Annotated in this window: 9 protein-coding genes and 2 pseudogenes; 7 read left to right on the top strand and 4 right to left on the bottom strand. The window is 40.3% G+C overall.

The features are described 5' to 3' along the window. Positions 1-135: 135 nt before the first annotated feature. The 3 genes and pseudogenes from IM496_RS12655 to IM496_RS12645 form a co-directional block, all read left to right on the top strand. Positions 136-1,800, top strand: a pseudogene (locus IM496_RS12655) (peptidase domain-containing ABC transporter); the annotation flags it as partial. A gap of 33 nt (positions 1,801-1,833) precedes the next feature. Next, complete coding sequence (locus IM496_RS12650) at positions 1,834-3,528, top strand: beta-barrel domain-containing protein (RefSeq protein ID WP_287662111.1); 1,695 nt, start codon at positions 1,834-1,836, stop codon at positions 3,526-3,528. A 51-nt stretch (positions 3,529-3,579) separates the two neighbouring features. Then, the gene (locus IM496_RS12645) at positions 3,580-4,344 is read left to right on the top strand and encodes a peptidylprolyl isomerase (RefSeq protein ID WP_287662110.1); all 765 of its coding nucleotides are present in this window, start codon (positions 3,580-3,582) and stop codon (positions 4,342-4,344) included. Positions 4,345-4,510: 166 nt separating this feature from the next. Here the strand turns inward: IM496_RS12645 and IM496_RS12640 are convergent, their stop codons facing one another. After that, positions 4,511-4,666 carry a hypothetical protein gene (locus tag IM496_RS12640; RefSeq protein WP_287662109.1) on the bottom strand — a complete coding sequence of 52 codons (156 nt, stop codon included), beginning with the start codon at positions 4,664-4,666 and terminating at the stop codon, positions 4,511-4,513. Between the two features lie 556 nt (positions 4,667-5,222). Here IM496_RS12640 and IM496_RS22720 point away from each other — a divergent pair. Further along, positions 5,223-5,576 (top strand): DUF6972 family protein, encoded by a 354-nt coding sequence (locus tag IM496_RS22720; RefSeq protein WP_502861840.1) that lies wholly within the window; start codon positions 5,223-5,225, stop codon positions 5,574-5,576. After that, entirely contained in the window at positions 5,536-5,826 is a 291-nt protein-coding gene (locus tag IM496_RS12630; RefSeq protein WP_002737941.1) for a hypothetical protein, read from the top strand. The genes IM496_RS22720 and IM496_RS12630 overlap by 41 nt, the downstream gene beginning before the upstream one ends. Positions 5,827-5,979: 153 nt before the next feature. Here IM496_RS12630 and IM496_RS12625 read toward each other — a convergent pair whose 3' ends face one another. Together IM496_RS12625 and IM496_RS12620 are read right to left on the bottom strand one after the other, a co-directional pair. Then, positions 5,980-7,083: a T3SS effector HopA1 family protein gene (locus tag IM496_RS12625; RefSeq protein WP_287662107.1), complete on the bottom strand. Its 1,104-nt coding sequence runs from the start codon at positions 7,081-7,083 to the stop codon at positions 5,980-5,982. A gap of 24 nt (positions 7,084-7,107) precedes the next feature. Further along, a complete protein-coding gene (locus IM496_RS12620) occupies positions 7,108-8,277 on the bottom strand; it encodes a phosphotransferase (protein ID WP_287662106.1) in 1,170 nt (389 codons plus the stop codon). A gap of 218 nt (positions 8,278-8,495) precedes the next feature. On the opposite strand from IM496_RS12620, the pseudogene IM496_RS12615 reads away from it, so the two are divergent. After that, positions 8,496-8,936: pseudogene (locus IM496_RS12615) on the top strand (alpha/beta fold hydrolase); the annotation flags it as partial. 233 nt (positions 8,937-9,169) lie between these two features. Here the strand turns inward: IM496_RS12615 and IM496_RS12610 are convergent. Next, complete coding sequence (locus tag IM496_RS12610) at positions 9,170-10,120, bottom strand: undecaprenyl-diphosphate phosphatase (protein ID WP_502861839.1); 951 nt, start codon at positions 10,118-10,120, stop codon at positions 9,170-9,172. A 259-nt stretch (positions 10,121-10,379) separates the two neighbouring features. Between IM496_RS12610 and IM496_RS12605 the strand changes: the two genes are divergently transcribed. After that, a complete protein-coding gene (locus IM496_RS12605; protein WP_287662105.1) occupies positions 10,380-11,111 on the top strand; it encodes a glutathione peroxidase in 732 nt (243 codons plus the stop codon). Positions 11,112-11,431 lie beyond the last annotated feature (320 nt).

Here is an 11,431-nt window from a genome sequence, read left to right as displayed (position 1 = left end):
TTAAATATTGGAAGAAAGGTAGTCGGAGAGGCCGCCTTTAGCGGGAATCCGATAGAGAGGTTCGTAGTTAACCCAGTACGGGTCAAAGCGTACAAAGCTAATTCTAGATGCAATATTTGCGTACAGAATTAGTAACTATTTATTGCTTCCTTAGTCATTCAAATTTTCGGATTAGTTACCCCACTATTTACTCAGTTACTCCTCGACCGGGTAGTTGTTCAAGGCAGTACATTAACCTTAACGGCTGTGGGATTAGGGTTAGTCATTTTTGGTTTATTTCGGGTTGCTTTGACCGGGTTACGACAATATCTCCTCGACCACACTGCCAACAAAGTAAATTTAGCCATGATTGTGGGATTTATTACCCACACTTTCCGATTACCCCTGCGTTTTTTTGAGTTTCGCTATGTGGGGGATATCATGGCCAGGGTGCAGGAAAACCGCAAGATTGAGAGATTTCTAACGGGTGAAGCCCTATCTATTGTATTAGATTTACTCACGGTCTTTATCTATGTGGGACTTATGTTCTGGTATAGCTGGAAAATGGCTTTACTGGCATTAGTCATTGTGCCACCTTTTTTCCTGCTTGCTATCATTGCTACTCCTTTCCTACAAAAGATATCCAGAGAAATATTTGCGGCCTTAGCGGAAGAAAGTGGTTATTTAATCCAATCTTTGACTGGTGTACGCACGGTCAAATCTCTGGCAATTGAGCAAGTAGTGCGCTGGCGTTGGGAGGAGTTTCTCAACAAGTCAATTCGCAAAAACTTTTCTGGGCAGATTATTAGCAACCGACTCCAAGTATTTAGCTTAACCATTGAATCTTTAGTGACCACTGGGCTGCTTTGGTTTGGGGCTTGGTTAGTGATTCAAGGAGAATTAACCATCGGGCAGTTGGTGGCTTTTAATATGTTAATTGCCAATGTAATAAACCCTTTTCAGCGGTTAACGGTTCTATGGAATGAGTTACAGGAGGTAATTATTGCAGTGGAGCGAATTAATGATGTGATTGATACCGAACCAGAGGAAGATTTGCAATCTCAGGCTCGTTATTATTTAACAGATTTACGAGGAGATATTATTTTTGACAAGGTGACATTTCGTTACCACCCAGAAAGCGAAACTAATGTTTTAGAGAATCTCAGCTTTGAAATCAAAGCCGGACAGACTGTAGCTTTAGTGGGGCGTTCTGGTTCAGGAAAAACTACTATTTCTAAGCTAGTTTTGGGGCTATATACCCCTACAGATGGGAAGATTTTCATTGATGGTCATGACATAACTAGCATTTCTTTATCTTCTTTGCGTCAAAGGGTTGGTGTTGTTGACCAGGATACTTTTTTATTTGGTGGCACAATTCGGGACAACTTGACCTTAGCGCGACCTTCTGCAACTCAGGCGGAAATTATCGAAGCCGCTCAATTAGCAGGTGCTGACGAGTTTATTCAAAAGTTACCGATGAGTTATGAAACCCAGATTGGTGAAGGTGGAGGGTTATTGTCTGGTGGTCAACGGCAAAGATTAGCCATCGCTAGGGCGTTATTAGGCAATCCTCGTCTATTGATTTTTGATGAGGCAACTTCCCACTTAGATGTGGAGTCGGAGCGAATTATTCAGACTAATTTGAATAGAATTCTTAAGGGACGTACTACATTAATTATTGCCCATCGCTTATCTACCGTTAGAAATGCTCATATAATTTTAGTTTTAGATAGAGGAGTATTAATAGAGCAAGGAAATCACGAGCAGTTAATGGCAAAAAAAGCGCATTATTACTATTTAAATCACCAGCAACTTAACTAATGTTCATAAATCTGAGCAAGATTTTCATAAATTATGACCCAGTTTAATGAGATTAACCAAGCAGACTTAAATGGTCGTAAAAGCGACCAAAATCTACCAGGAAGTAACCTAAATTCTTCGGCGGATTGGTCTTTTGCCACAAAGGAACTGTTGGATGCGTTACCTCAGCGGTGGACGCGAGGACTGCTCTATTTTTTAATCGTTTTTGTGGCGATCGCTTTGCCCTGGGGAATGTTGTCTCGGGTAGATGAAACGGGTAGTGCTAGGGGACGGTTAGAACCGCAAGGTGGTACAATTAAGCAAAAGCTAAATTTAACCTATACATCTGCGGCTCTTAATTCCCAAACGGCTAAAGTTGAAATGCTAAATATTGAAGAAGGAGACATGGTAAAAGCTGGGGATATTTTAATGGAACTGGACAGTCTCCCTATTCGTGAGCGAATTACCCAACTGCAAATTCAACTACAAAGTCAAAATAATCGGCTGAATGCACTAAAGCAACAAAAAAATCAGCTAGAAACCGAACTGCGTACCCAAGAACGGCAAAATCAGTCCCAACAATTAGAGAAACTATCTCAGGTAGAACAAGCCCGACAAACCTTTCAGTCTCTTAAGACAACATACAATTTGCAAGAACAGGAAAAACTGACTCAAATTGCTCAAGCGGAGCAAAATCTGGCAGCACTCAGAAGAACCTTAAATTTACAAAGAGAAGAGAAACTGACTCAAGTTGCCCAAGCCAAACAACAGTTAGAGGATAGCAACACCGCTTATAATTTAGCAGAATTGCGCTTACAAAAAGCCTTGAGGGAAGTCGAACGTTACCAGAATCTTTTCCATAATGGGGTGATAGCGGAAGTTCGGGTCGTTGAACAGGAAAATATCGCCGATGAAAGACAAAGTATTTGGAAGCAAAGTCAAGCAGATATTGAGCAAGCCAGACTGCGATTAGAAGAGCAGAAAAGCAGTTATGAGAGAATTGTTAATCAAGGGAAGGCGGATATTGAGCAAGCGGAGTTACGATTAATCGAACAAAAGAGGATTTATGAGAGAATTGTTAATCAAGGGGAAGCGGACATTGAGCAAGCGAAGTTGCGTTTAGCCGAGCAAGAGAATAGTGTTCAAACCCTTACTCATGCGGGGGAAATTGCTCTGTCTAAAATTCAAGAACAGCTAAAAAGTTTGGATAGCCAAATCAGTAGTCTTAAATCTGAGGTGACGCAAACAAAGAAAGAAATTGATTCTGTGAAGTTTGAGTTAGAGAAACGGATTGTTAGAGCCCAAGAAGGAGGCACTATTTTTAGTTTGCCGATTACTGGGGTGGGAGATGTGGTACAACAAGGAGGAATGATTGTAGAAATAGCGCCCCAAAAAGCGGATATTTTATTGAAAGCAGAAATGGCCACTACACAAAGTGGTTCATTACAGAAAGGAATGGCGGTTAAGATGAAGTTTGATGCTTATCCTTTTCAGGACTATGGCGTAGTTGATGGAAGTTTAATTAAAATTTCCCCAACCACCAAAATGCAAGAAACATCTCAGGGACGAGTAGCAATTTATGAACTAGAAATTCATTTAAATCAAACTTGTATTCCTAGTGCTAATGACTGTATTCCATTACGTCCGGGAGATACAGCTACCGCTGAGGTGGTGGTGCGTCAGCGTCGCGTTATTGATTTTATTCTTGACCCATTCAAGAAGTTACAAAAAGGAGGTTTAGAATTGTAAAAACTTTTTGGCAATCTCTCGATGTTGTAGTTTTTTCAGGAAAAATTAATCATGTCACAATCTATTACCATTACTGCTGAAGATATTCTGAAACAAGTTAAGCTGTCTTTAAAAACTTCTGAACTCATAGAAGCAATTATTACCCGTAAAATGATCGCCAATACGGCAGAAGAGGTAGGAATCAAGCTAGAAGCTGAGGAGCTTCAAGAGATGGCAGACAAATACCGAAAAATGTATAAACTTCTTAGTGAAGAGGATACCTGGGCTTGGATGAAAAAAAATCATCTGTCTTTAGATGATTTTGAAGAATTTGTGTACTATCAAGGTCTTTCCACAAAACTAGCTGTTCATCTTTTTGCGGATAAAATTGAGCCATATTTTTATGAGCATCAATTAGATTATGCTGGGGTAGTAATGCATGAAGTAGTGTTAGAAGATGAAGATTTAGCGATGGAATTATTTTATTCTATTCAGGAAGAGGAAATGAGTTTTTATGATGTGGCTCACAAGTATATTGAGGATAAAGAGTTACGCCGGAAAGGGGGATATGGAGGAATACTGTATCGCAAGGATTTGAAACCAGAGATTTCGGCGGCTGTTTTTGCGGCGACACCACCAGAGGTTCTTAAACCGATTGTGACTTCTAAGGGAGTTCATTTGATTTTGCTGGAGGAGATTATTGAAAGGAAGCTAGACAACTGGCTGCGAAATAAAATTGCTGGAGATTTATTTAATGAATGGATAGATAGAGCAGTAATTCAATTCAAGTCTATTAACAATGTTGATATTAATGAAATTAATGAATATTTTGCGTAATTTTACCCAAAATATTCATTAATTTTAATGCTGTTCAATTGATGGGATTAGCCTAAAAAATAAAGCTAAAATTGCCAATAATCCAACCCCAAAAAAATCTATAGATTTTTTTGGGATTGGATTAGAAGTAGTTTTTAAAACCTCTAAAATTTGTGAAATATGCTTGTTAATCCCACCAGCAAAGGGCAGTCCACAAAAACATAAAACCCCCTCCTAATGTATCGGTCATTTCTCGATCTGTTAAATCCTTAAGATAGCTTTCAGAATCAGAGAACAAATCTGCACCAGCAGGACGTAAGTCAGAAATAGTAATATTAGCCATTTTCGTTTCCTCTTGGAATAAGTTTTACTTTGAGGTAGTCAGATTAATTATGCTCTTCCTTTCCCTATGACTCTTATTATTGCCTAACTCTCAAATAATGACAAGGGGTTGAGCAACTTTAAAATTCATCTAACTAGCACAATTATGTCTCAAATTCACCGACCAAAACACCGTAATTTCATGTAGATTATGACCGCAAATTCCCATGATTTCGTATCACCGAGCTTTGTTTTTGAGACAGAACTAACACAATTATGTCTTTTTTATATCTCTCTCCCCTGGGTTCGGGTGGTGGCGGGTCAAAAAAATAGCCCCATGACCTAATGAGGCTAAAATTTACAGATGGGCCGATCGCTACTTTATTTTAAGATAGGCGATAAGCCTGACGGCATAGCGACCCTTACCGCTTTTTGTTATAGTAAGATGGCTAGTTAAACAAATCACATGAGTGGTAAGTAGTCATGCAAAATAAATTTCCTAGTGAAGATAGGCAAAAGGCAAAAGGCAAAAGGCAAGAGCTTTATCAAAATGTGTAATTAATTTTGCTTAGGTACTTATTAACAGAGAAATATATCTAGAAAACCGAACCAGTCTGATTGACAAACATTTACCCGAAACCGAAAAATCCCAAAGAGAACTGGAAATCGAAGGAATCGTCTATTTGTTTAACAATCGCCAGACAATGGAGAGAGTGGCAGAGGAAATTAAGCAAAGAGGAGAGAGAACGGGAGCAGCAGATTCAGAAGACAAATACGAACGCTATGGATTATTTTTTGCCGAACCAATTGGGTATATCCTAAAATTAGATGGAACGAGAATCCCTCTCCACTATGGAGAAATAAAAATAAAAAAAAGCACAGGAAAATATCATGTCATACCTCGTACCAGACCGCGCACCACAAAATCCTGAAAACGCAAAAACGCAAATTACGCCAACAGAAAAAACACAATGGGAATTTGCCGAAATCTGGGTAGATCCTTGGCTTTCACCCCCCTATATTCTGATGTTAGTTAAAGAACAATCCGGTAAATTCTCGATTCAAAATCCCGCACAAAACTATCAATCTATCTTTACCAGCGATACTTACGAAGAAAGTCTTATGTGGTTACTGGAAGATGAATATGAGCGAGTCACAGGTCGCTTTTGCCAACCAGAGTAAAAGCAAGGCGATAAGCCTATTTTACCCGAAAAAGAAACCCGGTTTCTGAGTCTCCGAGTTCTGCGCCAAGAAAGAAACCGGGGTTTTTTCTATGCTTTACCCAGAATAACTCAGGAAAATAGTAAAAACCCGGTTTCTGATTTTCTCTTAGCATCAGCTTGCCAACTCTAATCCCTGATAAACATCCTCAGAATCAGCATTCAAATAAGGAAGCTGCCAATCAATCCCCAACCCAGAAAACTGCTCAGAAATAGCAGCAATCCGACCCGCCGCAGAATTGTCCTCCTGTTGCCAAGCCATCAATAACCCATTGGCTATAATCTGACAGCGATTCATCCCAAAACTCTCCTCACTGCCAAACTTTTTGTCTGGTTCTTCCGCCAACCCCAAACCCGGTGCTAACTCCAGAGTAAATAAAGGTATTTCTGGCTTAAAAACAGACTGATTTTCTTGATAAACATTAGCCACAACCTGCCTCACCAACTCATAATCTGTTTTGCCAAAATAAAGCACCCCAGCATCATACCGTTGATAATCAACCGGATTATACAAAGCCTTAAAACTAAAAGGAATGCCCCTCTCATTTAACCTTTCAGTCAACCCAGCCATCACAGCCACCGCACCTTCAGGAGTAACATTAAAATAGAGCCGCACCATAGCTTCCTCTCTCTGTAAACCGGCATTACCCACCGCCATATAAAAGCCATTTTGCACCAAATTCTTAGGCATCAAAATTGACACAACATCCCCCACTGCCGCCGCTTGCTCAGACTCTTGAAGATGCTTTTCCCGTTGGATATGTAACCGCAAACCGCCCTTAGTTACAGGCAAACTGCCATCGGTTTCTTCTCTCAAAACCGACCAACCCGAATCAAAATAACCCTCACCCTTATTCGCTTCCTCTAACTGCCCATAAAAATCCATAGATACGCCAGCAAAATTATTATTCTCCAAATCTAATTGCTGACCCTTATTCTCAGAACCTAATGCTTGCGATGCCTGCATTGACCCATTATAATAAATGCCATAAAGAAAACTCCGCAACTGTAAGCTCATATATTTATCCTGTATTTCCTTCGGTAAAGCCTGAATCCTAGACAACATCTCAGCAGGCAGTTCCCAGGGTTGATAATCAGGATGACGAATCGAAAAATTAGCGGAAATTTCGACATTTTCAACAATATCTAACAAAACTTCCTTTAACCGACCTCTAACCTCAGGGGCTAAATGATGGAATTGAGAATTAAGTAATGACATAATTTTTCAAGATACTCAACGATATTAAACTTTGCCAACAACAGAAGAATTAATCTGATTTAACTGAGTAGCAGTAGCGCCAAAAATCGTGGGCATTGACGATTCAGGACGAGATAACAAAGCCTTGGCTACCTGAAGCATAGCAATCCCCGTATTATTAAAGGTTTTTTGATACTGAATCATTGCCAAAATTGCAATAATTAAAGAAAAACCAGCCAACTGTACCACTTGCTTTAAGAAATCAGGACGATATTCTAAGATTTCTGGGAAAGTTTCTAAATAAGCTAAAGTTAACCCACCGATAGATGGCTGCAGCAATTCTAGGGGAGTAGTGGCTAGTCGCAGAGACTCTTCAATACTGAGAGAATTACTAATCACCAAGCTACCCAACCAAATTTGTAGATAACTAGCGATTGCCATTCCCAAATCAAATGCTGGATCTCCCCAATCAGACCTTTCCCAATCAATCAACCGGATCGCATTTCCATTAATATCTTCCCAGTTTCGATTCAGAAGAATATTATTCAGCTTGATGTCATTGTGAGTCAGACAAATAGGAGAAATAGTTTCACTGGCTCGATGAACTGCTTCTCCTAAGCTATCATATCGTTGATAAAGTGCAAAAAATTTCAATCCATCCATCGGAGCCATACCAAAAATTTCAGGACCGATCCTTTCCAAACTCTCTAATAATAGCGGAGATACTTTCGGTTTTCCAGCAAACTCTTCTTTGACAAAAAATTCCCGATAAATACTCTGATTCCAGGTATCACGGTGAATTGTCGCCAAACAACTGCCGATTTGAGTAGCAACCTGAGCCGGAAAGAGATTCTCTTTAGAATAAAACTCTGCTAAATCCTGATAATTATCCAGATAAGTAGAAACTAAAATTGAGTTATCAGCATCGTGGAGCAGTAATTCTGGCAGAAAACTACGCCAATGGTCAATTTCAGGAAAGTTCTCTAGAAATTTGGGGATTCGCCATTCCCCAAAAAACTCACCCACCGTTTCCTTTTCTAAATTAATAAATTGTTCTTGTTTAACCAGTAACTTTCGCCCCTCTGGTAAAGTCACTAATAAGTTAAAATTTTTAGCCTGAATCTGCTCTACTCCCGGATTTTCTTGTGAGCGATCGCAAATTTTTTGGTCGATTAAATAGTCATAAACATTTTGAGAACTTAACACAAATTTCATAATTACAATTATTCTCAAATATCGCTGATCTGTTTTTATTGATTTTAATTATAATTGATGATAGCCTTATTGCCAAGCTATTCATCTGCATTAAAAAAACATAATTAACACAATTATGTCTAAACTTCAACTAATCGCGCCAGTCAACCTACCTGTTAGATTGGTTTAGGGCTAATTGCGATCGCTCCATAGACAAAGAAACCGGGTTTCTCCACAGGGACAAGGCGGCTTTTGCTGCCTTTCATAAATTCGGTAAGTATGTGGTACAGTTTCGTTATGATTGGTTTTTAAAAGTCCCTTTTGCCGATCAATTATTTATGGCGAGATTTTTGCATCGATCGATCCCAAAATCAGAAAGAATTGCTTTTTTAGAAGATTTTTTAGCGGCAGATTACGAGGCCGCCCTAGGCACAATTTATACATCTGTGAGTAAAAAAGCAGTGGAAATTATGCCTGGTAAATTTGCCGAGATTAAAATACCAACTCTTTTAGTATCAGGGGAAAAAGATATTATTATCCCCGCCAAAATGGGCAAAATGGCGGCGGATTTGAATAATAATATCCAGTATGTGGAGATGGCTAATACCGCTCACTTTCCCATGTTAGAAGATGCCCCTACTTATCTACAAAAATTGCGAGATTTTTTAGAAATTAATTAGGGCTGGCTGAATAAAGCTAAAAACCTTGTTGGGTAAGACTTTTAGACTTTTTGTCAATCAAAAAGTACCATATCTGGGAGTGATCGGGGGGAAAATTCAGGGACTTTTTCCGTAAAAATTAGGTAATTGACCAGATGAAAATCTGTAAAAACCTACACCCCACACCCCACACCCCACACCCTGTCCCCACCAACAAACTTTTTGCCGCAAACCCTAATTAGAATGCCAAAAGGTCAGGAAAAACGCCCCCAGGCTACACCAATCAGGATAGTAACCCCGAAAAAGAGACGATACCAGACAAAAACCCAGGTACTCTGTTTTTTGAGATAATCTAATAACCAGGCGATCGAAAGATAGGAAAATAGCGCCGAGGAAATTACCCCAATAGCGAGGGGAATTAATTCACTGGTGTTAATCTGGTCGAGAACTCCTTTAAATTCCACTAAACCGGCTAAAGTTATCGCCGGAATGCCTAACAGAAAGGAAAATCGCGCCGCTACGGCCCTTTCTAAACCCATGAATAACCCGGCAGTTAAGGTGGACCCAGAACGAGATACCCCCGGTATTAGGGCTAAAGCTTGGGCTAATCCCATTAAAACCCCGTCTTTTTGTCGCAAAGTCTCGAAACTGCGTTTATGTTTCCCGATTTTTTCGGCCGTACCTAAGAGTAAAGACATGACTATAGAGGCACAGGCGATCGCAGTCATGCTTCTCAGGGGGGAATTATCTAAATCGGGAATGAAAAGTTTCATTAACAAACCGAAGAAAACGATCGGAATTGTGCCTAGGATAATCCCCACGGCTAAACGAAAATCCTGGGAACGATAATCGGAACTAGCCACCGCTTTCACCATTCCCGTGGATATTTGCCTTAAATCCTGCCAAAAATAGGACAATACCGCCGCAATACTGCCCAATTGAATCACTGCCGTATAGGTGACACCGGGATCTCCCCAACCCAAAAAGACGGGAATCGCTTTTAGATGAGCGGTACTACTAATCGGCAAAAATTCCGTCACTCCCTGCACAAATCCCAAAAAAATCGCCTGTAACCAGTTAATTTTTGCCAGAGGTATGGCGCTAGTGGTTGATTGGGCAATGGCGGCGGGTGTAATCGCCAAAATTACCGTTATTATCGCTAGTCCTAGCCATTTATAGCTTTTTTTCAGTAAGGAAAACATCATTTTTCAGTAAAAAAAGGGGTTGGTTGTGGGGTGTGGGGTGTGGGGTGTGGGGTGTGGGGTGTGAGAGTTGGGGAAATTAACTAATCAATATTACTGCCTTTTGTCTATTTCCCATTCTCCTATCTCCTGTCTCCTGTCTCCTGTCTCCTGTCTCCTGATTTAAGTATAAATACTTGTTGACAACTCATAGTCGTTATGATTACACTTAATTTAGACAAACTCGAAATGAGTACGACTTAGCAATTAGGAGTTGACGATTATGCTACCAAACCGAGAAGGGCAGAGAGTTCCCGATGTCACCTTTCCTGTACGTCAAAATAATCAATGGGTGAACATCACCAGCGAGGAATTATTCAAAGGAAAAACCGTTGTTCTTTTTGCCTTACCCGGGGCATTCACTCCCACCTGTTCCACCTCCCATTTACCCGGATATAACGAATTAGCCCCAGTTTTTCGGGAAAATGGCGTAGATAGTATTGTTTGCTTGTCGGTGAATGATACCTTTGTCATGAACGAGTGGGCAAAAGATCAAGAATGTGATAATGTCGTCTTGATTCCCGACGGTAACGGCGAATTTAGCGCAGGAATGGGGATGTTAGTCGATAAAGCTGACTTAGGTTTCGGTCAACGTTCTTGGCGCTATTCGATGCTAGTCAAAGATGGTGTTATCGAGAAAATGTTCATCGAACCGGAAGAACCGGGAGATCCTTTCAAAGTCTCCGATGCGGAAACGATGTTAAACTACATCAACCCAGAAGCCAAAAAACCGCCTTTAGTCTCTCTTTTCTCGAAAGTGGGCTGTCCCTACTGCCTCCGGGCTAAGAAAATGTTAGAAGAAAAAGGGCTACAATACGAAGAAATTATCCTCGGACGGGATGCCACCAGTCGTTCTCTGCGGGCCATGAGTGGCAATACCACCACCCCGCAAGTCTTCATTGACGGCAAATTAATTGGCGGTTCGGAAGAATTAGCGGCTTATTTGGGAGCATAATCAATCAGTTAGACCTCAAGTTATCTTTCCATTGCAACTGGAGAGATATCTGTGAGAGGTTTTGCCCGGGCAAGTTAGAGCTTTTTTGTTGGGTGTGATTGTAGTCTGATGTATTTCGTTAATCATTTATAGCGTTTCTCAGTCTTATAAAGTACACTATCTGTTGGCTGTTCCCTAACTAGGGCTTGCTGAATAAATCTAAAAACCTTGTTGGATAAGGCTTTTAGACTTTTTTGACCTCAAAAAGTGCCGACCATTGGAGGGATCGGGGGTAAAATTCAGGTACTTTTTCCCTGAAAATTAGGTAACTGACTACCTCA

The sequence above is a fragment of the Microcystis sp. M049S2 genome (assembly GCF_020245625.1).
Classification (GTDB): domain Bacteria; phylum Cyanobacteriota; class Cyanobacteriia; order Cyanobacteriales; family Microcystaceae; genus Microcystis; species Microcystis ichthyoblabe_A.
The sequence above is the reverse complement of the archived record's forward strand: the minus strand, read 5'-3'. Positions and strand labels throughout refer to the sequence as shown.

Excerpts from the sequence above, each read along its gene's own strand:
- IM496_RS12605 (WP_287662105.1), top strand. The coding sequence starts at position 10,380 with ATGCTACCAAACCGAGAAGGGCAGAGAGTTCCCGATGTCACCTTTCCT.
- IM496_RS12650 (WP_287662111.1), top strand. The coding sequence starts at position 1,834 with ATGACCCAGTTTAATGAGATTAACCAAGCAGACTTAAATGGTCGTAAA.
- IM496_RS12610 (WP_502861839.1), bottom strand. The coding sequence starts at position 10,120 with ATGATGTTTTCCTTACTGAAAAAAAGCTATAAATGGCTAGGACTAGCG.
- IM496_RS12640 (WP_287662109.1), bottom strand. The coding sequence starts at position 4,666 with ATGGCTAATATTACTATTTCTGACTTACGTCCTGCTGGTGCAGATTTG.
- IM496_RS12625 (WP_287662107.1), bottom strand. The coding sequence starts at position 7,083 with ATGTCATTACTTAATTCTCAATTCCATCATTTAGCCCCTGAGGTTAGA.
- IM496_RS12620 (WP_287662106.1), bottom strand. The coding sequence starts at position 8,277 with ATGAAATTTGTGTTAAGTTCTCAAAATGTTTATGACTATTTAATCGAC.
- IM496_RS12645 (WP_287662110.1), top strand. The coding sequence starts at position 3,580 with ATGTCACAATCTATTACCATTACTGCTGAAGATATTCTGAAACAAGTT.
- IM496_RS12630 (WP_002737941.1), top strand. The coding sequence starts at position 5,536 with ATGTCATACCTCGTACCAGACCGCGCACCACAAAATCCTGAAAACGCA.